This is a genomic window from Vogesella indigofera, assembly GCF_003633895.1.
GTDB classification, from domain to species: domain Bacteria; phylum Pseudomonadota; class Gammaproteobacteria; order Burkholderiales; family Chromobacteriaceae; genus Vogesella; species Vogesella indigofera.
In genome coordinates, this window is sequence record NZ_RBID01000011.1 from 184225 (window position 1) to 207924 (window position 23700).

21 protein-coding genes and 2 pseudogenes are annotated in these 23700 nt (G+C 65.5%); 13 read left to right on the forward strand and 10 right to left on the reverse strand.

What is annotated here, in order from left to right:
- Positions 1-90 precede the first annotated feature (90 nt).
- Both C8E02_RS03185 and C8E02_RS03190 read left to right on the forward strand, forming a co-directional pair.
- Positions 91-927, forward strand: coding sequence for an EAL domain-containing protein (locus C8E02_RS03185; protein WP_120809617.1), 837 nt, complete (start codon positions 91-93; stop codon positions 925-927).
- A gap of 122 nt (positions 928-1049) precedes the next feature.
- Positions 1050-1685: a peroxiredoxin gene (locus C8E02_RS03190; protein WP_120809618.1), complete on the forward strand. Its 636-nt coding sequence runs from the start codon at positions 1050-1052 to the stop codon at positions 1683-1685.
- A gap of 131 nt (positions 1686-1816) precedes the next feature.
- Here the strand turns inward: C8E02_RS03190 and C8E02_RS03195 are convergent, their stop codons facing one another.
- Positions 1817-2956, reverse strand: a complete 1140-nt coding sequence (locus tag C8E02_RS03195; RefSeq protein WP_211329149.1) for an HD domain-containing phosphohydrolase — start codon at positions 2954-2956, stop codon at positions 1817-1819.
- A 324-nt stretch (positions 2957-3280) separates the two neighbouring features.
- On the opposite strand from C8E02_RS03195, the gene ycaC reads away from it, so the two are divergent.
- On the forward strand, positions 3281-3907 hold the full coding sequence (ycaC, locus tag C8E02_RS03200) for an isochorismate family cysteine hydrolase YcaC (RefSeq protein ID WP_120809619.1): 627 nt from the start codon (positions 3281-3283) through the stop codon (positions 3905-3907).
- Positions 3908-3981: 74 nt separating this feature from the next.
- Here ycaC and C8E02_RS03205 read toward each other — a convergent pair whose 3' ends face one another.
- The 6 genes and pseudogenes from C8E02_RS03205 to C8E02_RS03235 all read right to left on the reverse strand — a co-directional run bounded on the left by C8E02_RS03205 (position 3982) and on the right by C8E02_RS03235 (position 9953).
- Positions 3982-5034: an NADP(H)-dependent aldo-keto reductase gene (locus C8E02_RS03205; RefSeq protein ID WP_120809620.1), complete on the reverse strand. Its 1053-nt coding sequence runs from the start codon at positions 5032-5034 to the stop codon at positions 3982-3984.
- A gap of 173 nt (positions 5035-5207) precedes the next feature.
- Positions 5208-5465 (reverse strand): annotated as a pseudogene (locus C8E02_RS03215) (transposase); the annotation flags it as partial.
- A gap of 247 nt (positions 5466-5712) precedes the next feature.
- Positions 5713-7515, reverse strand: a complete 1803-nt coding sequence (locus C8E02_RS03220) for a family 2A encapsulin nanocompartment cargo protein cysteine desulfurase (RefSeq protein ID WP_120809621.1) — start codon at positions 7513-7515, stop codon at positions 5713-5715.
- The gene (locus C8E02_RS03225) at positions 7490-8422 is read right to left on the reverse strand and encodes a family 2A encapsulin nanocompartment shell protein (RefSeq protein WP_120809622.1); all 933 of its coding nucleotides are present in this window, start codon (positions 8420-8422) and stop codon (positions 7490-7492) included. Before C8E02_RS03225 ends, C8E02_RS03220 begins: the two co-directional genes overlap by 26 nt.
- A gap of 46 nt (positions 8423-8468) precedes the next feature.
- Positions 8469-9431: a serine O-acetyltransferase EpsC gene (gene epsC / locus C8E02_RS03230; RefSeq protein WP_120809623.1), complete on the reverse strand. Its 963-nt coding sequence runs from the start codon at positions 9429-9431 to the stop codon at positions 8469-8471.
- 27 nt (positions 9432-9458) lie between these two features.
- A complete protein-coding gene (locus tag C8E02_RS03235) occupies positions 9459-9953 on the reverse strand; it encodes a rhodanese-like domain-containing protein (protein ID WP_120809624.1) in 495 nt (164 codons plus the stop codon).
- Between the two features lie 261 nt (positions 9954-10214).
- Here C8E02_RS03235 and C8E02_RS03240 point away from each other — a divergent pair, with 261 nt between their 5' ends.
- The 10 genes and pseudogenes from C8E02_RS03240 (at position 10215) to C8E02_RS17345 (ending at position 18558) form a co-directional block, all read left to right on the forward strand.
- Positions 10215-10331, forward strand: a complete 117-nt coding sequence (locus C8E02_RS03240; RefSeq protein ID WP_211329150.1) for a homocysteine S-methyltransferase family protein — start codon at positions 10215-10217, stop codon at positions 10329-10331.
- A 188-nt stretch (positions 10332-10519) separates the two neighbouring features.
- Complete coding sequence (locus C8E02_RS03245; RefSeq protein WP_120809625.1) at positions 10520-11542, forward strand: isopenicillin N synthase family dioxygenase; 1023 nt, start codon at positions 10520-10522, stop codon at positions 11540-11542.
- A gap of 32 nt (positions 11543-11574) precedes the next feature.
- Positions 11575-12357: a MetQ/NlpA family ABC transporter substrate-binding protein gene (locus C8E02_RS03250; RefSeq protein ID WP_047967275.1), complete on the forward strand. Its 783-nt coding sequence runs from the start codon at positions 11575-11577 to the stop codon at positions 12355-12357.
- Positions 12358-12572: 215 nt separating this feature from the next.
- Positions 12573-13304, forward strand: a pseudogene (locus tag C8E02_RS03255) (methionine ABC transporter ATP-binding protein); the annotation flags it as partial.
- Positions 13305-13361: 57 nt separating this feature from the next.
- Positions 13362-13583, forward strand: coding sequence for an NIL domain-containing protein (locus C8E02_RS17815; RefSeq protein ID WP_425451957.1), 222 nt, complete (start codon positions 13362-13364; stop codon positions 13581-13583).
- Positions 13583-14260 carry a methionine ABC transporter permease gene (locus tag C8E02_RS03260; protein WP_120809627.1) on the forward strand — a complete coding sequence of 226 codons (678 nt, stop codon included), beginning with the start codon at positions 13583-13585 and terminating at the stop codon, positions 14258-14260. The genes C8E02_RS17815 and C8E02_RS03260 overlap by 1 nt, the downstream gene beginning before the upstream one ends.
- A 115-nt stretch (positions 14261-14375) precedes the next feature.
- Entirely contained in the window at positions 14376-15167 is a 792-nt protein-coding gene (locus C8E02_RS03265) for a MetQ/NlpA family ABC transporter substrate-binding protein (protein WP_245961053.1), read from the forward strand.
- A gap of 308 nt (positions 15168-15475) precedes the next feature.
- Positions 15476-16918: a pyridoxal-phosphate dependent enzyme gene (locus tag C8E02_RS03270; RefSeq protein ID WP_245961054.1), complete on the forward strand. Its 1443-nt coding sequence runs from the start codon at positions 15476-15478 to the stop codon at positions 16916-16918.
- A gap of 76 nt (positions 16919-16994) precedes the next feature.
- Positions 16995-18143 (forward strand): trans-sulfuration enzyme family protein, encoded by a 1149-nt coding sequence (locus C8E02_RS03275; protein ID WP_120809628.1) that lies wholly within the window; start codon positions 16995-16997, stop codon positions 18141-18143.
- 172 nt (positions 18144-18315) lie between these two features.
- A complete protein-coding gene (locus C8E02_RS17345) occupies positions 18316-18558 on the forward strand; it encodes a DUF2325 domain-containing protein (RefSeq protein ID WP_170152086.1) in 243 nt (80 codons plus the stop codon).
- A gap of 33 nt (positions 18559-18591) precedes the next feature.
- Here the strand turns inward: C8E02_RS17345 and C8E02_RS03285 are convergent, their stop codons facing one another.
- From C8E02_RS03285 to C8E02_RS03295, 3 genes are all read right to left on the reverse strand, one after another.
- Positions 18592-21351 (reverse strand): sensor domain-containing protein, encoded by a 2760-nt coding sequence (locus C8E02_RS03285; protein ID WP_170152087.1) that lies wholly within the window; start codon positions 21349-21351, stop codon positions 18592-18594.
- 374 nt (positions 21352-21725) lie between these two features.
- Positions 21726-22199 carry a single-stranded DNA-binding protein gene (locus C8E02_RS03290; RefSeq protein ID WP_047967281.1) on the reverse strand — a complete coding sequence of 158 codons (474 nt, stop codon included), beginning with the start codon at positions 22197-22199 and terminating at the stop codon, positions 21726-21728.
- Between the two features lie 74 nt (positions 22200-22273).
- Entirely contained in the window at positions 22274-23635 is a 1362-nt protein-coding gene (locus C8E02_RS03295; protein ID WP_047967282.1) for an MFS transporter, read from the reverse strand.
- Positions 23636-23700: the final 65 nt, after the last annotated feature.

Sequence of the window (23700 nt, forward strand, 5' to 3'; positions counted from 1 at the left end):
ATAAAGCAGATGGCGATATCGGTTTTATCTATAAAGCGGCAGCGAATTGGCGGGTAAAGTGCGCTCTGCTATTACTAATGAATATTGGCCATGAAACGCTTCAAGCAGTCGAAGGGTTTTCCGGCGGGATTTAACCCGCAACAATTAAGCGGTTGTCAGCAACTGCTGGCCGCCTTGCCGTATCCCGCGCAATTGCACTGGAACGAGCGCGAGGTGTTTGCCTGCTTTGACGGCTGGTGGCTGACCAGCGAGTTCTTCCCGGTGGCCAGCTTCTACGACGCGGCCCCGCAGCGGGCGCACTACGCGGCGCGGCTGCGCATTCACGGCCGCTTCGGCCAGAACCTGCCGGCCAACTGGCTGTTCGCGCTGAACTACGGCGAAAGCAAGACCGTGTCGCTGCTGAAGCTGATCCGCGTGCTGCACCTGCTCAATCACCTGGGGTGCAACGATGTCGCACTGCCGCTGCGCATCGATCTCGATCCGCGCATCTGCCACGCCTTCAGCGACCGCATCATCGACTTCACCACGGCACTGCTGGCGCAGCTGGGGCTGGCCAGCCAGCAGGTGATGTTCCTGCTGTTCATCAACCAGCCCACCTCCGAGCTGGGGGTGGCGCTGGTGCGCCGCTACCGCGAGCAAGGCCATCTGGTGGGGCTGGGCGGCTTTGGCGACAGCGAGCACGACTTGTCGCGGCTGTGGCGGCTGGAGCCGGATTTTGTCTGCCTGTCGCCGCGCTTCATGCGCCGCGCCGTGATGTATCCGCAGGTGCGCGACCAGCTGCTGGCGCTGATGCCGCAGCTGGTGGCGCAGGGCTTCGCGCTGGGGGTGGAGGAAATCGTGTGCGACAACATGCTGGCCATGGCGCAGCAGATGCAGGCGCGTTATTACGCCGGGCAGCTGGTGTCGCAGCGGCTGGCGCCGGCCTGATATGCAATGCAGCGCGCGCCGGATAAGCAATGCACTTTTGCTTGGTTCCCTGGCGCCGGCCGGCTGCCTATAGTGGCCTCATCGCGTGATGACACGCAGCCACTCTTGCATCAGGAGCTTCTATGACACTGCGTCTTGGCGACATCGCCCCCGACTTTGAACAGGCGTCCAGCGACGGCAACATCCGTTTTCATGACTGGCTGGGTAACAGCTGGGGCGTGCTGTTTTCGCATCCGGCCGACTTTACCCCGGTGTGCACCACCGAGCTGGGACTGACCGCCAAGCTGAAGGACGAGTTTGCCCGCCGTAACGTGAAGGTGATCGCGCTGTCGGTCGACCCGGTGGCGTCGCATCTGGCGTGGATCGAGGACATCAACGACACGCAAGGCACCACGGTGAATTTCCCGATCCTTGCCGATGCCGACCGCAAGGTGTCCGAGCTGTACGACCTGATCCACCCCAACGCCAGCAGCACCCATACCGTGCGTTCGGTGTTCGTGATTGATCCGGCGAAGAAGATCCGCCTGACGCTGACCTATCCGGCCAGTACCGGCCGCAATTTCAACGAGCTGCTGCGGGTGATCGATTCGCTGCAGCTGACCGAATACCACAGCGTGGCGACGCCGGCCAATTGGCAGCAGGGCGACGAGGTGGTGATCGTGCCGTCGCTGCAGGATGAAGACCTGATCCGGCAGAAATTCCCCAAGGGTTATCGCGCGCTGCGACCCTATCTGCGCCTGACGCCGCAGCCGGGCTGATCCGTTTTTTTTTGTGGTGGCTTTACTTGTTGTCTCTGCGTTTTCTCCTCTTGGGCTTTTGTTGGCCGGGCTTGTCAGCCCGGCCGTTTTTTTGCCCGCTTGCCCGGCGACAGCGCCCGCTGCGCCACGGCTCAGGACACGGCGTCGATATCGGCGTAGCGCTCGTGGATCGCCATGATCTGGTCCCGGTGGTCGTGGAGCGCCTGCACGCAGTCGGCGTCCAGCTTGCCGGCCTGAACCATGCGGTCCAGCTCGGCCAGCGCATTGTTCGGTGACCAGACCGGCTTGTACGGCCGGATTGCCGTCAGTGCATCGAAGATGTCGGCCACGGTCACGATGCGGGCCTCCAGCGGGATGGCGTCCTGTCGCAGCTGCCGCGGATAGCCGGAGCCATCGAGGTATTCGTGATGGCAGTGCACGATGTTGCGCAGGATGGTGGAGTCCGGCAGGCGCTGGTGCGTACCGGTGCCCACGATGCGGTCGATGATCTGTATCCCCTTGTCGACATGGGTTTCCATGATGGCGCGCTCGGCCGGATCGAGCCGGCCCGGCTTGAGCAGCACCTTGTCGGGGATGCCGATCTTGCCGATATCGTGCAGCGACGAAAACAGGTACACGCACTCCACGAACTCGTCATTGCGGCCGTAGCGCGGCGCGACGGCCCTGGCAATCACGCGCGAGTAGCGTGCCATGCGCTCCAGGTGGGAGCCGGTTTCAAAATCGCGCACCTCGGCCAGCTCGCGGGCCACCCGCGTCGCTTCCAGTACCGAGCGCACGGCGGACAGCTCGCTCGCAATCGCCATGCTGATCAGGCTGGTATACAGCACCAGATCGCGCTGCACCTGCGGCTTGAAGGCCGCCGCCTGCATCGAATCGAAGAACACGAAACCGGCGAGGCTGCCGCCATCGTAGAAGGGCACCGTGAACGACGAGCGGTAACCCTGCTCGCGCAGCCAGGTGTTGTGCACGGTATCGGACTGCAGCGCGTGCTCGATGTTGTCGAGCACGCGGAATTCGCCGCTGGCGGCCAGGGCGCTCAGTGCGTGGCTGTCGGACAACTTGTATTCGTAACTGGTGATGGCCTTGCCCGCGCGGGTGCTGTTGATGAAGGTCTTGAGTACGTCGTCATTCTCGTCATACAGCGCACAGGCGATGCGATCGACCACCGGCACCGTTTCCAGCAGGCGGTCGTGCAACTCGTGGAGACGCTGGCTGAGCGTGTCGTCGTGAAGATTCAGGGCCATCATCAGGAACTGCGGGGTTACGGTCATCAAGACTGGCTTTCAAGGGTTAACGTCACAACAGGGCGGGGGTCAGCGCTACCTTAATACGCATCACGGCTGCAAGCCATCCCTAATCCATTCCAGCGTGGTTTTATCCGCGATCCGCCGCGTGCATGGTGACCGGTTACGGCGCGGCAGGCTGGCGATGGTGCCGCCGGCAGCGCAGACCCGCTGGCGGCCGCGACAGAGCCGACTATCCTGAACACAGACATTCCCCGCATCCGCCGGCCACAGGAGGCCGGCTGCTGCGCCGCGTGTTTTCCCACCGCGCCGGCCGCGTCCGGCGCATTTCGATGCCCGAAGGAGAATGCGATGACCACTCCCTACCAACGCCTGGACAAGGACAACGCTGCCGTGCTGCTGGTGGATCACCAGGCCGGCCTGCTGTCGCTGGTGCGCGATATCGACCCCGACAAGTTCAAGAACAACGTGCTGGCACTGGGCGATCTGGCCCGGTACTTCAAGCTGCCGACCATCCTGACCACCAGCTTCGAAAGCGGCCCCAACGGCCCGTTGGTGCCGGAGCTGAAGGCGCAGTTTCCGGATGCGCCGTACATTGCCCGTCCCGGCCAGATCAATGCCTGGGACAACGCCGACTTTGTGCAGGCGGTCAAGGCCACCGGCAAGCGGCAGCTGATCTTGGCCGGGGTGGTGACCGAAGTGTGCGTCGCCTTCCCGGCGCTGTCGGCGCTCGAGGAAGGCTACGAGGTGTTCGTGGTCACCGATGCCTCCGGCACCTTCAACGACATCACCCGCCAAGCCGCCTGGGTGCGCATGTCGCAGGCGGGCGCCCAGCTGATGACTTGGTTCGGCGTGGCCTGCGAGCTGCATCGTGACTGGCGCAACGACATCGAGGGCCTGGGCACGCTGTTCTCGAACCACATCCCGGACTACCGCAACCTGATCACCAGCTACACCACGCTGAGCGCCGGCAAGTAGGCCATACGACAAGGGCCACCTTGCGGTGGCCCTTGTCGTGCGTAGCGCGATCGCCGCCCCGCGCGCCGGATGGTTCAGGGCGCCGGGTTGGGAATCGCCTGCTGGATGGCGTCGATGGCGGCCAACGTTGCCGCATCCAGCGTCAGTTCGGCGCTGGCAATGTTTTCCTCCAGCTGCGCCAGTGTGGTGGCGCCGATGATGTTGCTGGTCACGAATGGCCGGCTGTTGACGTAGGCCAGCGCCAGCTGTGCCGGCGACAGCCCGCGCTCACGCGCCAGCGCCACGTAGCGCGCGGTGGCCGCCTCCGCCTGCGGGTTGGTGTAGCGGGTGAAGCGGTCGAACAGTGTCAGCCGCGCGCCCTGTGGCTGGGCGCCGTCCAGGTATTTGCCGGACAGCACGCCGAAGGCCAGCGGCGAGTAGGCCAGCAGCCCCACCTGTTCGCGGTGGCTGAATTCGGCCAGTCCCACTTCATAGCTGCGGTTGAGCAGGCTGTACGGGTTCTGGATGCTGGCCACGCGCGGCAGATCATGGCGCTCGGCCAGCGCCAGGAACTGCGCCAGACCCCACGGCGTTTCGTTGGAAACGCCGATGGCGCGCACCTTGCCGGCGGCGACGAAATCCTGCAGCACGCGCAGGGTTTCCTCGATGGCGACGCTGCCCGGTGCATCGTCCTGCCACGGGTAGCCCAGCTGGCCGAAGTAGTTGGTGCTGCGGTCCGGCCAGTGCAGCTGGTACAGGTCGACATGATCGGTCTGCAGCCGGCGCAGGCTGTCGTGCAGCGCCTGGGTCAGGTTGGCGCGGTCGAAGTGCACCTTGCCGTCGCGGATATGGCCGGGGCGTTTCGGGTCGCTGCTCGGCCCCGCCGCCTTGGTGGCCAGCACGATGCGCTCGCGGCGGCCGCCCTTGGCCAGCCAGCTGCCGATATGGCTTTCGGTAAGCCCCTGGGTGTCGGCCCTGGGGGGCACCGGGTACATCTCGGCGGTGTCGATCAGGTTGATGCCGCGCTCCAGCGCCAGATCCAGCTGGCTGTGGGCGTCGGCTTCACTGTTCTGTTCGCCCCAGGTCATGGTGCCTAGCGAGATCAGGCTGACGTGGATGCCGCTGCGGCCGAGTGGTCGGTATTCCATGATTAGGGTTGCCTTGTGGTTGGGGGGTGACGTTACGGTGCCACAGTGGCACGGCCGGGGCCAGCGCCTGGGCCGGGTCGATGCTGATGGCTTGCAGTGGCGAGTTTACCGCAGCCAGCGCCAGGGGGACTTCGGTGCAGGCCAGGATCAGCCGCGTGGCGCCGTCGGTATGGATGCAGACAACCCTGTTTCTTCTGTACCGGGATGCGCACCTGCAGGTCTTTCTGCCGGCGGGAAAGCGTGCTGAAGTCGGGAACGGCCCAGTCGAGTCCAACCAGGCGAAGCAGGCTTTCGACCATGCCTGTCGCTTGCAGCAGTGCCAGGCCAAAGAGGTATTTGATGGTGAGACAGAACTGAATGGCGGCATCGGCGAAGGTTGGCTGACGCCCACGCTTGTCAGTGGCGGGTGCCAACCCGTTCATGTCTTTATCGAGTCAGACGTACACAAGCGCCGATTTGTGCAACAAAGCCCATGGTGGCGACTCCTGTATTTGGAAACGCCATATTAATTGCCGCCGGTTTTTTATTTAAATAATATTAATTTCGAATCAATGCAGGATTATTCATTAGCAGATATTGATATTTGATTGTCAGGATTTATTGTCGGTGCCGGTCATTAAATAAAAAAGGTTGGCCGCAATCCCGTTGCGGCCAACCTTGGGTGCTACCCGGTCAAGTTCAGCGTTTGGCCAGTTGCTGCACCACCGCCACCAGCGTGTCGATCTCCTCGCAGGTGTTGTAGAACGCCAGCGATGGCCGCACCGTCGCCTCCAGCCCGAAACGGCGCAGGATCGGCTGCGCGCAGTGGTGGCCGGAGCGCACCGCGATGCCTTGCTGGTTCAGCGCGCGGCCGATTTCCTCGGTGCGGTAGCCGGGCAGCACGAAGGACAGCACGCTGGCCTTGTGCTCGGCGGTGCCGATCAGCCGCAGCCCCGGCACGCTCTGCAGGCCGCGGGTGGCGTAGACCAGCAGGTCGTGCTCGTAGCGGGCGATGTTGTCCAGACCGATGCGCTCCACGTAGTCGATGGCGGCGCCCAGCCCCACCGCGTCGGCGATGTTGCCGGTGCCGGCCTCGAACTTGTTCGGCGCCGGCTGGTACAGCGTCTTTTCGAAGGTAACGTCGGCGATCATGTTGCCGCCACCCTGCCACGGCGGCATCGCCTCCAGTAGCGCTGCCTTGCCGTACACCACGCCGATGCCGGTCGGCGCGAACACCTTGTGCCCGGAGAATACGAAGAAGTCCGCGTCCAGTGCCTGCACGTTGACGCGCAGGTGCGACACCGACTGCGCGCCGTCCACCAGCACCCGCGCCCCGGCGGCGTGCGCCAGCGCGATGACCTCGGCCACCGGGGTGACCGTGCCCAGCGCGTTGGACACCTGGGTGATGGCCACCAGCCTGGTGCGGCTGTTCAAGAGCTGACGGTACTCGTCGAGCAGGATCTGGCCGCTGTCATCCACCGGAATCACGCGGATGCGTGCGCCGACGCTGGCCGCCAGCTGCTGCCACGGCACGATGTTGGCGTGGTGCTCCAGGTTGGAGACGATGATCTCGTCACCGGCACCGACATTCTGCTGGCCCCAGGTATTGGCTACCAGGTTGATGGCTTCGGTGGCGCCACGCACAAAGATGATCTCGTCCGGGCTGCCGGCGCCGATGAAGCGTGCCACTTTCTGGCGGGCGGCTTCGTAGGCGTCGGTGGCGCGGGCGGCCAACTCGTGGGCGGCGCGGTGGATGTTGGAGTTCTCGTGCTGGTAGAAGGTCGCGATGCGGTCGATCACCGACTGCGGCTTATGCGTGGTGGCGGCGTTGTCCAGCCAGATCAGCGGCTTGCCGTTGACGCGCTCCGCCAGAATCGGGAAATCGCGGCGGATGGCGTTGACGTCAAAGCCGTGCTGGCGGCTGGCGACGTGGCGGTCGAAGTCCGGCGCCTTGTCCAGCTTCACTGCCGGTTCCAGGAAATAGAACTGGCTGCTGGCGGGTGCAGCAGCGGGCGCCGGTGCGGCAGGCTGCTGGCGGCTGTCGCCGGCCAGCAGTGCGCGCAGCACGTCCTCGCCGGGCAGGCCGAACGACTGCGCGGTGACGCGGTCGTCCACGCCGGGCAGCGGCGCGGCCGGGGTGGTGCCGGCCAGCTCGCCGTAGCGGCCGCCCTCGCTCACGAAGTAGTACGGTGACGAGGCCGGTGCGCCGCCTGCCGTCGGCGCCGACGGCTGCGCTGCGGCCAACAGTGGCACGTTGGCCGCATAGCCTTCCGGCACGGCATAGGCCGCCGGGTCGCGCAGGCCGCCACCGCCCGGGGCTGCCGGCGCGGCGGCCGGCAGCGGCTGGATCGCCGGCTGTGCCGCGCTGGCCGGCGGGGTCAGCGTGCTGCTGTCCGCCGGTATCTGGCCGGGCAGGCTGCTGAAGAAGGCGTTGGCCAGCCGCGCCAGCTCGCCGGCATCCGGCAGGCCGTCGGGCTTACTTGTAAGTGTCTGGATAGTCATGGTACTTGCCAATCTCCACGTCTTCGAGCACCGCCAGTGCGTCTTCGGTCAGCACCGCCAGCGAGCAATACAGCGAAATCAGGTAGGAGGCGATGGCGTTGCGGTTGATGCCCATGAAGCGCACCGACAGCCCCGGGCTCTGTTCGCCGGCCACGCCCGGTTGGTACAGGCCGACCACACCCTGGCGTTTGTCGCCGACGCGCAAGAGCAGGATCTTGGTCTTGCCGTTTTCGTCGATCGGCAGCTTGTCCGACGGGATGATGGGCACGCCGCGCCAGGTGATGAACTGCGAGCCGAACAGGCTGACGGTCGGCGGCGGTACGCCACGGCGGGTGCACTCGCGGCCGAAGGCGGCAATCGCCAGCGGGTGGGCGAGGAAGAAGCCCGGTTCTTTCCACACCTTGGTCAGCAGCTCGTCAAAGTCGTCCGGCGTCGGTGCGCCGGTGAGGGTGCTGAGGCGCTGGCTGTCGTCGACATTGGCCAGTAGACCGTATTCCGGGTTGTTGATCAGCTCGGATTCCTGGCGCTCCTTGATGGTCTCGATGGTCAGGCGCAGCTGTTCCTTGATCTGGTCGTGCGGGCTGCTGTACAGGTCGGAGACGCGGGTGTGCACGTCCAGCACGGTGGTGACGGTATTGAGGAACAGCTCGCGCGGCTGGTCTTCGTAGTCGACGAAGGTTTGTGGCAGCTCGGCTTCGTCGCGCTGCGAGCACGCGACCCGCATATTGCCCGCGTTTTTTACGCGGTTGAGGCGGAAGATGCCGGCCTCGACCGGCGTCCACTGCAGCAGGTGTACCAGCCAGCGCGGGCTGATGGTGGACAGTTGCGGGACGGTCTTGGTGGCGTTTGCCAGCTGGCGGGCGGCGTTGTCGCCCAGTGCCAGTTGGGCATCCTGATGTTCGGCCATGATGGTTCCTTAGTGTGGCGTTGGTTGCGGTAAAAAAGGGTGGCGGCTAGCGGGCGAGATGCTGCGTGCCGGTGATGTTCTGGCTGTTGGCCTGGGTAATGTGGCTGCCGGGCAGCACGTCGCGGGTGAGCCAGACATTGCCGCCGATGGTGGCGCCCTGGCCGATGGTGATGCGCCCCAGCAGGGTGGCGCCGGCGTAGATCACCACGTCGTCTTCCACGATCGGGTGGCGTGGCTGGCCTTTTTCCAGCTTGCCGTCGGCGTCGCTGTTAAAGCGTTTGGCACCCAGCGTCACCGCCTGGTACAGCCGCACCCGTTCGCCGATGACGGCGGTTTCGCCGATCACCACGCCGGTGCCGTGGTCGATGAAAAAGCCCTTGCCGATCTGCGCGCCGGGGTGGATGTCGATGCCGGTTTCCGAGTGTGCGATTTCGGCCAGAATGCGCGCCACCAGCGGCACGCCGGCGCGGTACAGGTAGTGCGCCAGACGGTGGTAGATGATGGCGGTGATGCCGGGGTAGCACAGCAGCACCTCGTCCACGCTGCGTGCCGCCGGATCGCCGAGGTAGGCGGCGTGCACGTCGGCATCCAGCACGCGGCGCAGCGCGGGCAGCGCGGTGGCCAGGCCCTTGGCAATCGCCACCGCCTGCGTTTCGCTGCGGCTATCGCTCAGCCCCTGCAGCCGCGCCGAGTAGCTCAGCTCCAGCTGCAGCTGCCTGACCAGCGCATCCAGTGCCTGCGCCAGGGTGTGGCCGACGTAAAAGTCTTCGCTGCTTTCGCTCAGCTCCGGCGGCCCCAGCCGCATCGGAAACAGCACGCCGCACAGCGCGTTGGCGATGTCGCGCAGCGCATCGCGCGCCGGGAACTCGCGCCCGCCCAGCTCGCGGGTGCGGCCGTGGGCCTGGCGCCAGGCCTGGCGTGCGCCGCGCAGCTCGCGCACGATGCTCTCGATGCCCCAGCTCTGTTGATGACTGGCCAGGTTCAGCCAGCTTTTGGCACGATCATTCATGTAAGCCGCTCCAGTAAAAGGGTCTTGCTAGTCTTGCTGCCACGGCAGGCGGTGGTGACGCCAGCCGCCGACATCGCCACGGCGGTTCTGCTCGTCCAGATCGCCTTCGAAGCCTTCCAGCACGTTGAATACCTGGCTGAAGCCGGCGCGGGTGGCCGCCTCGGCGGCGGCGGCGGAGCGCTTGCCGCTGCGGCACAGCAGCACGATCACGCTGTCCTTGCCGCCGGCCTTGTTTTCCAGCTCGCGCAGGAAGCGCGGGTTCCTGAGCAGCGCGGTACCGCTTTGCCACGCCACGTGCAGCGAACCGGGCACGTGGCCGACAAACTTGCGCTCTTCCACGGTGCGCACATCGACCAGCCGCGCGACGCCGGCCGCAAGCAGCGACCACGCTTCCTGCGGATACAGGCAGCCGGCGTAATCGAGTCCGGCGTCCTGCGCCCGCTCGCGGGCGGTGGCCAGCAGCAGCGCGGCATCCGTCGCGCTGGCGGCGGAGGGAATAAGGGGTGTTGGGTTCTCTGGCATGACAATTTCCTGGTGAGCCGTGTTGCCGGGGTGGAACCACTATACGGTTGCCGTTCGCGGCGACTAACCAAGAAAATCCGATTTGAATATCGGGTGGCCGGGTGCAATGCTTTGCCGGAAATCCGCATAGGAAAAGCCGCCAGCAAGGTGGCGGCTTTGGAGGGCGGCGGTGTCGATCCGCGCCGCACGGCCGTTCTAACAGCAGAGATGCGGCCAACGTGGTGACTCGCGCGCTGGCATCCACTGCAACCGGGCCTTTCCATGGGCAGACACGCACCATGGCTCGCGTTGTGGGTGGAGAAGGGTGCCAGCGTGGTCGGCGGTTGCTGCGGCATTACCCCGCAACACATCGCCGCGCTGGCGCAGGCCCTGCCGTAAGCGGGTGGGGGCGCCACGGCCGCCGGGGCGGCGGCGTGATCGTGGTGCCTGAAATTCCATGGGGTAATAACAAAACCATTTTTAATCGTTTTTGGTTTTGTGCGGCTTTGGCTAGATTGGGGTGGTTCGCAGGCCGTTTGCCTGCGCTGTGGCAAGCAGCACTGCCCGTTACCCGTCAGGAGCCTCCCATGTCGCAACCCCTGTCACTCAATCTGCCCTTGCTCACGCTGAGCGATCTGGACGGCAGTCCCGCCCGGCGCGGCGCCTTCCTGCGCGACTTGCGTGCCGCGGCGCGCGATGTCGGTTTCTTCTACCTGAACGGTCACGGCATTGCCGAGGCGCAGGCGGCGCGGGTGCTGGCCGCAGCGCGTGATTTCTTTGCCCTGCCGCAGGCGGACAAGCGCGCGGTGGACATGGTGCAGTCGCCGCATTTTCGCGGTTACACCGCCGCCGGCCACGAGATCACCCGCCAGCAGCCGGACTGGCGCGAGCAGTTCGACATCGGTGCCGAACGCCCGCCGCTGGCCGCGGCCAAGGTGGTGCCGGTGTGGGCGCGCTTGCAGGGGCCGAACCAGTGGCCGGCAGCGCTGCCGGCACTGCGCCCGGCCTTGCTGGCGTGGCAGGCGGAACTGACCGCGGTGTCGATCCGGCTGCTGCGGGCCTTTGCCGAGGCGCTGCAGCAGCCGGCCGACAGCTTCGACGACGCCTTTCTCGCCGCGCCGATCCAGCACCTGAAAATCATCCGCTACCCCGGCCAGGAGCAGACGCCGAGCGATCAGGGCGTCGGCGCGCACAAGGACAGCGGTTTCCTGACCCTGTTGCTGCAGGACCGCGAAGCCGGGCTGCAGGTGGAGACCGCCAGCGGCTGGGTCGATGCACCGCCGGTGGCCGGCACCTTCATCGTCAATATCGGCGAAGCGCTGGAGCTGGCCTCCAACGGCTATCTGCGCGCCACCGTGCACCGCGTGCTCAGCCCGGCGGCGGGGCGCGAGCGGCTGTCGGTGGCGTTTTTCCTCGGCCCGGGGCTGGATGCCACGGTGCCGCTGCTGCCGCTGACGCCGGAGCTGGCGCGCGAGGCGCCCGGCCCGGCGACCGATCCGGCCAACCCGCTGTTCTACGAAACCGGTTTCAACATGCTCAAGGGCCGCCTGCGCTCGCACCCGGAGGTGGCGCGCCGCCACTACGCCGACGTGCTGGCCGCCAGCGCCTGAACCTCTCTGTGCCACTACCCGAAGGAAACACCATGAAACACCGTTCGCTGTTGTCCGCCACCGCCGTGGCGCTGCTGTTTGCCGTGTCGGCCCACGCCGAGGTCCTCACCATCGGTGCCGAGGCGGTGCCGCACGCCGAGATTCTCGACCAGGTCAAGGCCCGGCTGGCCAAGGACGGCGTGGAGCTGAAGGTCCGCGTGTTCACCAACGGCCTGCAGGAAAACTTTGCCGTCGCCAGCAAGGAAATCGACGCCAACTACTTCCAGCACCAGCCCTTCCTCGACGGCTTCAACAAGAGCAAGGGCACCTCGCTGGTGACGGTGGCGGCGATCCATGTCGAGCCGTTCGGCGCCTACTCGCGCAAGTACCGCAAGCTGGCCGAGCTGCCGGATGGTGCGGTGGTCGGCATTCCCAATGATCCGTCCAACGCCGCGCGCGCCCTGTTGCTGCTGCAGAAGCAGGGCCTGATCACGCTGAAGGACCCGGGCAATATCCTGGCCACCGCCCGCGACGTGATTGCCAACCCGAAAAAGCTGCAGCTGAAGGAGCTGGAGGCGGCGACGCTGCCGCGGCTGCTGACGCAGCTGGATCTGGCGCTGATCAATACCAACTACGCGCTGCAGGCCGGGCTGAAGCCGACGCAAGACGCGCTGTTCATCGAGGACAAGCGCTCGCCGTACGCCAACATCCTGGTGTCGCGCGCCGACAACCGGCAAAGCCCGGCACTGAAGAAACTGGTTGCCGCGCTGACCACGCCGGAGGTGCGCCAGTTTATCGAGCAGAAATACCAGGGCGCGGTGGTGCCGGTGTTCTGAGCCGCAGCGCGGCAGGCATCACCCCGGGCGCTGCCGCATGGCAGCGCCTGTTTTTTTGCCTTGGCGGTCGCGGTTTTGATATCACAAAAAGTAATGAAAAAATCAATTTATATCGTTTTTGGTTTTTAAGTGGGCGCACTACACTGGCCTCCTGCCAGCGCAAAAGGCGCGGCCGAACACTGAAACACCCACGCCGGGTCTGCGAGAAAGCCACCATGATTCAAGTACGAGACCTGACCAAACACTACAGCCACCACGGCCGCCGCGTTGCCGCCCTGGAGCTGGTCAGCCTGCGCATCGACGCAGGCAGCATCTTCGGCATCATCGGCCGCTCCGGTGCCGGCAAGAGCACGCTGATCCGCTGCCTGAACCTGCTGGAGCGCCCGGACAGCGGCGAGGTGCGCATCGGCGACGACGCGCTGACCGCCTACAGCGAACGCCAGCTGCAACAGCGCCGCCAGCGTATCGGCATGGTGTTCCAGCACTTCAACCTGCTGCGCTCGCGCACGGTGGCGGCCAACGTCCGCTTTCCGCTGGAGCTGGCCGGCGAGCTGGACGCCGCGCAGATGGATGCGCGGGTGGACGAGCTGCTGGCGCTGGTCGGGCTGCAGGATCACCAGCACAAGCGCCCGGCGCAGCTGTCCGGCGGCCAGAAGCAGCGTGTCGGCATTGCCCGCGCACTGGCCAACCATCCCGATGTGCTGCTGTGCGACGAGGCGACCTCGGCGCTGGACCCGGAAACCACCGATTCGATCCTGGCGCTCTTGGCCGACATCAACCGCCAGCTGCGGCTGACCATCGTGCTGATTACCCACGACATGCGCGTCATCCGCCAGCTGTGCGACGAGGTGGCAGTGCTCGATCACGGCCGCGTGGTGGAGCAGGGGCGGGTGATCGACGTGTTGCTGCAGCCGCAGCACGCGGTGACGCAGAGCCTGCTGGCGGAGACCGGTTTCGGCCAGGGCGCGCTGCAGGGGCAGTGGCGCGAGCGCATCAGCACGCCGGTGCTGAAGCTGACCTTTGTCGGCGAGCCGGCGCTGCAGCCGGTGCTGGACAAGGTTGGCCGCGAGACCGGCCTGCGCGTCAACCTGCTGGCCGGCACGCTGTCGGAAATCAAGGCCACGCCGTTTGGCCAGCTGCTGGCCGGGGTGGTGGCCAGCGATGTCGCGGTGTCGGCATTGCCGGACATTTTTGCCCGCGAGGGTGTGCGTTGCGAGGTGCTGTGATGACGGATTTTGACTGGAACCTGTTACTGAGCATGGACTGGCCGGAGATCGGCGCCGCCACGCTGGATACGCTGACCATGCTGGGGGTGTCGCTGCTGGCGACGGTGGCGCTGGGGCTGCCGCTGGGCGTGTTGCTGTACGTCACCGCCCCCGGCCAGCTGCGCGCACGGCCGCGGCTGTACGCGGTGCTGTCCTTCTTGGTGAACGTGCTGCGCTCGCTGCCGTTCGTGATCCTGCTGATCGTGCTGATTCCGCTGACGCTGCTGCTGGTCGGCACCTCCATCGGCGTCGCCGGTGCCATCGTGCCGCTGGTGGTGGGCGCGGTGCCGTTCTTCGGCCGGCTGGTGGAAAACGTGTTGCGCGAGGTCGATCGCGGCGTGATCGAGGCCAGCCAGGCGATGGGCGCACGCCTGCCGCAGATCGTGCTCAAGGTGCTGCTGCCGGAGGCGCTGCCCGGCCTGATCGGCGCGGCGACGGTGACCGCGGTGGCGCTGGTCGGCTACACCGCGATGTCCGGTGTCATCGGCGGCGGCGGGCTAGGCGACCTCGCGGTGCGCTACGGCTACCAGCGCTTCCAGACCGAGGTGATGGTCGTCACCGTGGCGCTGCTGCTGGTGCTGGTCCAGCTGCTGCAATCCGCCGGTGACCGCCTGGTGCGCCGTTGTCGCTTTGACTGACGCTTTCTGATTTCTCCGCGGCCCTGGCGCCGCAACCCTTTCCCATGCTGTGCCCCTGCATGCCCTGGCCCATCCGGCCCGGGCAGGGGGAAGCCTTACTCTCGAAAAGGAAACCATGATGACTCGCCTGACCAAACTTGCTCTTGCTTTCAGCCTTGCCGGTTTCACCTTTGCCGCCCAGGCGCAGAACGTGAAGCTGACCGTGGCCGCCTCGCCGGTGCCGCACGCCGAGCTGCTGGATGCGCTGAAACCGACTCTCGCCAAACAGGGCGTGGATCTGGACGTGAAGGTGTTCAACGACTACGTGCTGCCCAACACCCAGGTGCAGGAAAAGCAGCTGGACGCCAACTTCTTCCAGCACATCCCGTATCTGGACAAGTTCAACAAGGACCGCGGCACCAATCTGGTGGTGGCCAGCAAACCGGTGCACATCGAGCCGTTTGCCGCCTACTCGCTGAAGGTGAAACGGGTGGCCGAGCTAAAGGACGGCGCCACGGTGGCGATTCCCAATGACCCGACCAACGCCGGCCGCGCCTTGCTGCTGCTGGACCAGGGCGGCGTGATCAAGCTGAAGGACCGCAAGAACATCTACCCGACCACCAAGGACATTGCGGCCAACCCCAAGCATCTGAAGATCAAGGAACTGGAAGCCGCCACCCTGCCGCGGGTGCTGAACCAGGTGGATCTGGCGCTGATCAACGCCAATTACGCGCTGGAAGCCAAGCTCAATCCGAAGAAGGACGGCCTGTTCACCGAGACCACCTCGCCGTACGCCAACCTGCTGGTGGCGCGTCCGGACAACAAGGACAGCGCCGCGGTGAAGAAACTGGCGGCCGCGCTGAACAGCCCGGAAGCGAAGCGCTTCATTGAAAGCAAGTACCAGGGCGCGGTGGTGCCGGCGTTCTGAGCCGGGCCGGAGGCCTGACCCCGTGGCGCCGCGGTTGCCGGCACCACTGCCAGTGACAAGGAGCAAGCATGTCTGCCATCCCGCATCCGCCGTCAGCGGCCACGGCCCCGACTGCCGGGCGTACTGCCTACACTCAAGCCCCTGGTGTGCTGTTCGGTACGCGCCCCTTGCCCGAGCTGGCACGGCTCAGCGCGCTGCCCTGCCTGCGCCTGTGTTGAGCCGCCACCCCCGTTGTCCCATGCCGACCGCGCCCGCCCATGAGGCGCGGCGGCACCACTGAATGCCGGAATGTAACCCAAGGAAATACCATGACTGTCTCTTCCCCGGTGCTGGCACCCGCCGCACCGTCCGTGGCACCGCCGCCGCGCAGCATCCTGCCACCGCGCAGCCGTGGCGTGCTGGAGATGATCGGCAACACCCCGCTGCTGCGGGTGCGCCATCTCGATACCGGCCCCTGCGAGCTGTACCTGAAGCTGGAAAACCAGAACCCGGCCGGCTCGATCAAGGACCGCGTCGCGCTGTCGATGATCGAAGCCGCCGAACGTGACGGCAAGCTGGCGCCCGGCGGCACCATCATCGAAGCCACCGCCGGCAATACCGGCCTTGGCCTCGCGCTGGTCGCCTCGCAAAAGGGCTACCGCCTGATCCTGGTGGTGCCGGACAAGATGAGCCGCGAAAAGGTGCTGCACCTGCAGGCGCTGGGCGCGCAGGTGATCCTGACCCGCTCCGATGTCGGCAAGGGCGATCCGGACTACTACCAGGACCGCGCCGCACGGCTGGCCGCCACCATCCCCGGCGCCTTCTACATCGACCAGTTCAACAATGCCGCCAACCCGCTGGCGCACGAAACCGGCACCGGGCCGGAAATCTGGGCGCAGCTGGACGGCAAGGTGGACGCGGTGGTGGTCGGCGTCGGCTCCAGCGGCACGCTCAGCGGACTGACGCGCTTTTTTGGCCGGGTGTCGCCGCACACCGAGTTCGTGCTCGCCGATCCGCAAGGCTCGATCCTGGCCGACCACATCGAACACGGCCATCACGGCGCCGCCGGCAGCTGGCTGGTGGAGGGCATCGGCGAGGACTTCATCCCGCCGCTGGCCGACTTCAGCAAGGTTGGCCGCAGCTACCGTATCAGCGACCGGCAAAGCTTTGACAGCGCGCGCGAGCTGCTGCGCCACGAGGGCATCCTCGGCGGCTCGTCCACCGGCACGCTGCTGGCCGCCGCGCTGCAGTACTGCCGCGCGCAGACCACGCCGAAGCGGGTGGTGACCTTCGTCTGCGACAGTGGCAACAAGTACCTGTCCAAGATGTACAACGACTTCTGGCTGTTCGACCAGGGCCTGCACCAGCCGCCGCAGGTGGGCAACATCACCGACCTGATCGCGCGCCGCCACGATCACGGCCACAGCGTGGTGTGCCACCCGGACGAGCCGCTGACCGTGGTCTACCAGCGCATGCGGCTGCACGACGTGTCGCAGCTGCCGGTGATCGACGGCGAGCGCGTGATCGGCCTGATCGACGAATGGGATTTGCTGATGTCGGTGCACGGCGAGCCGGAAAACTTCCACCAGCCGGTGTTCACCGCGATGAGCAGCAATGTCGAGACCATCTCGCCGCGCGCCTCGCTGCAGGACCTGCTGCTGGTGTTCAACAACGGCCATATCGCGGTGGTGATCGAGCGCGAGCGCTACCTCGGCCTGATCACGCAGAGCGACCTGCTGACCTACTGGCGCCAGCGCGTCGGCGCCGCCTGAGCCAACCCTCTTGATCCGCAACGCATGGCGGCCGCTGCCGCCGCGCGTTGCGGCCAACCTTTTGCAAGGACACAACATGAGCACCGATTTCCACACCCTGTCCGTGACCGCCGGCCTGCACGATGACCCGTTCGGCGCGGTGATCCCGCCGATCTACGCCACCTCCACCTACCGCCAGCACGCACCGGGCGAGCACAGCGGCTACGAGTACTCGCGCAGCCAGAACCCGACGCGCGAGGCGCTGGAGCGCGCCGTCGCCGAACTGGAAGGCGGCGTGCGCGGCTACGCCTTCGGCTCCGGCCTTGCCGCCATCGCCACCGTGCTCGACCTGCTGCCGGCCGGCAGCCACATCGTCGCCATCGACGACCTGTACGGCGGCTCGGTGCGGCTGTTCGACCGCGTGCGCAGCCAGTCGGCCGGGCTGTCCATCAGCTATGTGCCGTCCGACGACCCGGCGGCGCTGGAGGCGGCCATCCGGCCTAATACCCGCATGCTGTGGGTGGAGACGCCGTCCAACCCGCTGAACCGGCTGGCTGACCTCGCGCAACTGGCCGACATCGCCCGCCGCCACCAGCTGCTGGCGGTGGCCGACAACACCTTTGCCTCGCCGGTGATCCAGCAGCCGCTGGGCTACGGTTTCGACATCGTGCTGCACTCGGCCACCAAGTACCTGAACGGCCACTCCGACGTGATCGCCGGGGTGGCGGTGGTGTCGAAAGACCGGCCGCAGCTGGCCGAACAGCTGGCCTTCCTGCACAACGCCACCGGCGCCATTCTGGACCCGTTCTCCAGCTTCCTGGTGCTGCGCGGCATCCGCACTCTGGCGCTGCGCGTCGAGCAGCACAGCCGCAATGCGCAGGCCATCGCGCAGTGGCTGGAAAGCCATCCGCGCGTGACGCGGGTGCTGTATCCGGGGCTGGCGAGCCATCCGCAGCACGCGCTGGCCAAACAGCAGATGCGCCACTTCGGCGGCATCGTGTCCTTCTATCTCGATGGCGGCGCGGCGGAGGTAAAGGCGGTGCTGGGCAGGAGCCGGCTGTTCACGCTGGCGGAGAGCCTGGGCGGGGTGGAGAGCCTGGTGTGCGTGCCGGTGGCGATGACGCACGCCTCGGTGCCGGCCGAACGCCGCGCGCTGCTGGGCATCAGCGACAACCTGATCCGCTTGTCGGTCGGCATCGAGTCGGCGGAGGCGCTGATCGCCGATCTGGCACAGGCGCTGGCGTAGGCGTTTTGCCGCGCGGATGACACCCCGGCCCTGCGCCGGGGTTTTTCATGGCGTTTGCCGCTGCCGGAATATGGACTGCAGCGGCGCGGCGATAAGCTGTTGCGATTTTCTTGGTTCTGCTGCGGCCGCGCGCCGGATAAGGTGGGCGAAACGGTGTGGAGGAGGGCCAGCGATGCGGGCGATGATCATCGGCGGTGACAAGGTGGAAACCACGCGGCGGGCGCTGCAGGCCTCGGGCTATGCGGACGTGCTGCACTGGAGCGGGCGCAAGAGCGGCGACCTGAAGCGGGAGTTCCCGGCGCGGGTGGCGCACATGGTGATCATCCTGGACTACGTCAATCACAACCTGGCGAAACGGATGCGCCTGATCGCGCGCGAGCGGCAGATCAGCGTCGCCTACGTTGGCCGCAAGTAACGGGCCGACGGCTGGGCGGTGCGTGGCCCGGCATCAGGGCAGCGTGGTCGAGTGCTGTTGCGCGCGCTCCAGCACCAACTGGGCAAAGGTCTGGGCCGGCACAGGCGGGCTGATGATGTAGCCCTGGATGATGTCGCAGCCGTTGTCGCGCAGGAAGGCCAGCTGCTCCTCGCGCTCGACGCCTTCGGCGATGACGGTCAGGCGCAGGCTGTGCGCCATCGCGATGACGGCCTGGGAAATGGCGATGTCGTCTTCGTCGTGCGGCAGGCCGTCGACGAAGGACTTGTCCAGCTTCAGGCAGTCGATGGGGAATTGCTTGAGATAGCTGAGCGAGGAGTAGCCAGTGCCGAAGTCGTCGACGTCGATGTGCAGGATGCCCTTGTTACGGATCTGCATCAGCACGTCGACCGCGCATTGCGGGTCGTGCATCAGGATGCTCTCGGTCACTTCCAGCTCCAGAAAGCGCGGCTCGACACCGGTTTCTTCGAGAATGTCGGCAATGGCGGTGGCCAGGTTGCTGCGCTGCAGTTGCCGACCGGAGAGATTGACGGCGATGACCAGTGGCGGCAGCGCGGTCGTCGTTTGCCAGTGGCGGATCTGCTGACACACCGCGTGCAGCACCCAGCTGCCGACCTGCTCGATCAGGCCGGTTTCCTCCAGGATGGGGATGAATTCGCCGGGAGAAACCAGCCCCCGCTGCGGGTGTCTCCAGCGTAGCAGCGCCTCGGCGCCGATGATGCGGCCGTCGGCCAGATTGAGCTTGGGCTGGTAGTAGACCTCGAACTCGCCACGTGCCAGCGCGCGACGCAGGCCGTTTTCCATTTCCAGCCGGTCGGAGGCGAGGGTATTCATCTCGCTGGTGAAGAAGCGGTAGCCGTTGCCGCCGTCTTCCTTGGCCCGGTACATCGCGGTGTCCGCGTACTTGATCAGGTGGCTGCTGTTGTCGCTGTCCGACGGGAAAATGGTGATGCCGATGCTGGGGGTGACAAAGGTCTCCTGGTGGTCGAGGTGGAACGGCGCCGCGAACATCTCGATGATCTTGCTGGCCACGCCGGCGGCGTCCTCGGCCTTGTTGATCTGCTCCAGAATGATGGTGAATTCGTCGCCACCGAGGCGCGCCACGGTATCCACGTCGCGCACGCAGGCCAGCAGCCTTGCCGCGGTGTCACACAGCAGCTGGTCGCCCAGGTCGTGGCCCAGCGTGTCGTTGATGGTCTTGAAGCGGTCGAGGTCGATGAACATCAGTGCCACCAGCCCCTTGCTCCTTTCCAGCCGGGTCAGCGCCTGCTGGAGGCGGTCATGGAACAGCGCCCGGTTGGGCAGGCGGGTCAGGGAGTCGTAGTGGGCCAGATCCTGCAGGCGCTCCTCGGCCTGTCGCCGCTCCATCGCGATGTGGACCAGGTGGGCGGCGACCCACATCAGTTCGCGGTCGTGCGGCTGCTGTTTTGACGGGGTGCGGTAGTGCGCCACGATCAGCCCCAGCAGGGAGCGGTCAGACGAGCGCACGGCCACGGCAAAGCAGGCGTGCACGCCGTGGCTGGCCATCAGCTTGCAGTAGTCCGACCAGATCGGCTGGCTGCCGATATTCTCGATCACGCCGCTGTACTCGTCCGACAGGCCGTGTTTCGGTACGTTCTCCAGTTGCGTGATGGCGGCGAAGACCTTGCCCAGCACCACCTGTTCGTGATGGATGAGGCGCTCGACCACATTGCTAGGCAGGCTGCGGCCGGAGACACAGGCCAGCTCGGCACCTTCGCTGTCCTTGCGGAACAGGATGGTGCAAAACATCTCGCCGGACAGGACTTCCACGTGGTCGGCCAGCACGCCCAGCGCGGCTTTCAAAGGTTGGCCGCAAACCACCATCTCCAGCACTTCGTTTTCGATGGCCAGCAGCGCTTCCGCCTGCTTGCGGTCGCTGATGTCGCGGAAGCTGGTCACCCGCCCGACCACCCGTCCATTGACGAACTGGGGCTGCGAGTTCCACTCGAAGTGGCGCCCGTCGCGCAGCTCGAGCGTGCTGCCCTGGTTGACGTCGATGTGCTTGTTCAGGTCCTTGATCGTGGCGGCAAAAGCGGTCGGGTCCCGCAGCTTGTTGCTCAGCTCGGCCAGGGTTTCGTTGTTGTTGGCGTAGAGGCTGTCCGATTGATGCAGGTGCCACATGTCACGGAAGCGCTTGTTGGCCACCACCTCCCGCCCGTAGACATCGGTGACGAAAATGCCGTCGGCGGTGGATTCCAGCGTGGCGGAGAAAATGGATAGCGATTTGGCCAGCTTCTCCTCGGTCACCTTGCGGATGGTGATTTCCTGCAGGGTGCGGCGAAAGACGCGCATCGGCAGGTCGCGCAGTGTGACGAAGGTGATGATGCCGAGTATCAGTCCCGGAATGAACATCAACAGGCTGTACAGCAGCAGCGGGCGGAGGGAGCGGCTTAGCGTCAGTTGGGCGCTATCGTCGGCATTCAGCTCAAGGGTGCTTGTCCGGTTCAGGTGCGGAGGCGGCGGTTCCTGGTTTTTCTCGGCCAGCAGTTGCTGGTTTTCACCGGTGATGCGGATGCTGATTTTATCGGGTAGCCAGTCCAGTGCCGCCAGCACCGCTTGAGGAGTATGAAAGGTACCCCATGCTGCGCCTGCGGTTGAGTCCGGTTGCTTGATATTGCTGTAGACACCGACCTGTAATGCGGACTCCAGGCGGGCCGCCTCGCTCTGGTAGCCAACGATGAAAAAAATGAGCGGCACCAGCAGGGTGACCAGTGTACCGCCGCCCCAGGCCAGGCGGGCGATCAGGATCGGCATTTCGGGGGGGAGGTCCTGAAGGTCGGGAGATGGCTCGGATTTCATAATTTTGGAGAAAATCCTCGTTATGCTTTGCTTTGCTTCGAGACAGTCATTGCTGCATCTTCAAAATGCAGCGGCCTCCTGCTTGATTAACCGCCCCAACTCAACCTAACAATAGGCTAAATCCTCCGGGTGGCTTGTCATGTTTTCTTTTGGATTTTTGAAAGTACAGCCTTTATCTCATAGATAAAGCGTATCGCCTGATGCTCATCCGGCTGACATTGCAGCTGTGTGCGGAGAGTCGCCGGCTTGTCAGGGACGAAAGCAAAGCCCCGCTAAATCAGGAATTTAACGGGGCTTTGCTGGTTTACTGCTTTTGTATCAGGTGTAAATCAGAACGGGATGTCATCGTCCATGTCGTCCATTTTCGGGGCCGGTTTCGGCTCCATGCGACGTGGTGCCGCCGGGGCGGCGGCGGGGGCCGCGGCCGGGGCGTCATAGCGCTGGGCGCCACCGCCGTAGCTGTAGTCTTCGTCCGCGCCGCCCATGCCGCCGTCACGCTTGCCGCCTTGCAGGCTGATCTCATTGACGCGCACGTCCGGCGACAGGCGCTTCTGGCCTTCCTTGTCCTGCCATTCGCGCAGTGTCAGCTGGCCGTAGACGGTGACTTGCTGGCCCTTGCCGAGGTAGTTCTTCAGCGATTCGCCGCGCTTGCCCCACACCTGGCAGGTAAACCAGTTGGTGGTCTTGCGCTCGCCAAAGCCGATATCGCTGGCAACACGGAAGCTGAGCACGGCTTCGCCGCTCGGGGTGTAACGCAGTTCGGCGTCGGCGGCCAGGCGGCCATCAAAAGTAATGCTGTTCATTGGGGCTCCGTTTCATTTCAGTTCAAGGAGGTATTCGGCGCCGTCACGGGCTGAGGTGACGGCGGTGCGGCGGCTCAGTATGTTGCCTGGATCAGCTGTTTGACCGCGGCTTCGTCCCAGTCTTGCTGGGAGACCTTCAGGTAGGCCACCCGTTCGCCGAGCAACACCACCACTTCGCTGACGCCGCGCTGGCTGGCCAGCTGCCGCGACAGGGTATCGGCATCGCCCTGCCATTGCTCGCCGATGTGGAACATCTGGCTCTTCACCGCCTTGGGCGGCGTCATGGTCAGCGACAGCAGCAGCCAGGCCAGCATCAGCACGCTGGTGAAGGCAAACACGCCCAGCGCGCCGTGGTGGCTGTACAGCCAGCCGCCGGCAACGGCACCGGCAAACAGGCCGAAAGATTGGGCGGTATTATACACGCCGATCGCGGTTCCCTTGGCATCGGCAGGGGCAATTTTCGAGATCAGCGACGGCAGGGTGGCTTCCAGGATGTTGAAGGCGACGAAGTACAGTGCCAGCCACAGCACGATCAGCCAGAAGCTGGACAGCGCCAGCGCCATGCCGATCTGCGCGGTGGTCATCAGCGCCACGGCGGCGACGAATACCTGCTTCAGCTTGGCCTTTTTCTCGCCGTAGATGATCGCCGGCACCATCAGCACGAAGCCGGCAACCACCACCGGCAGGTACACCAGCCAGTGCTGCGACTTGTCGAGGCCGCCGGTGCTGGTCAGCGCGAACGGGATGGTGACGAACATCGCCATCTGCGCCGCGTGCAGCGCGAAGATGCCGAAGTTCAGTCGCTGCAGTTCGCGGTTGCGCAGCACTGCCGGCAGCCGCGCGGTGTTGGTGCCGGTGTCGGAGTGGAAGCTGGAGTGCACCGGGTCGGGAATGATGCGCCACACGCCCAGCAGCGCCAGCAGCGACAGCACGCCGGTGAGCACGAAGATGCCGTCCACGCCGATATAGCGTGCCAGCAGCGGCCCCAGCACCAGGCTGACGGCAAAGGTGGTGCCGATGCTCATGCCGATGATGGCCATGGCGCGGGTGCGCACTTCTTCGCGGGTGAGGTCGGCGAGCAGGGCGGTGATCACCGCCGAGATGGCGCCGGAGCCCTGGATGATGCGGCCCACGGTCAGCATCATGATGTCGTCGGCGCTGGCGGCGATGAAGCTGCCGGCGGCGAACAGCAGCAGGCCGCCGTAGATGATCTTCTTGCGGCCAACCTTGTCGGAGAGCATGCCCAGCGGCAGTTGCAGCAGCGCCTGCACCAGGCCGTAGCTGCCCAGCGCGATGCCGATCAGAGTGTGGTTGTCGGCGCCGCGCAGGGTTTCGGCGTAGAGGGCAAAGACGGGGAGGATAAGGAACATGCCCAGCATGCGCAGGGCGTAGATTCCGGCCAGGCCAAGGCTGGCGCGTAGCTCAAGTGCAGTCATCGGTACGGGTGTTGGAGGGCGTCGTCACAGTGGGCGGGCAGCGGCAGCGGTTTTCTCTGTCAGGA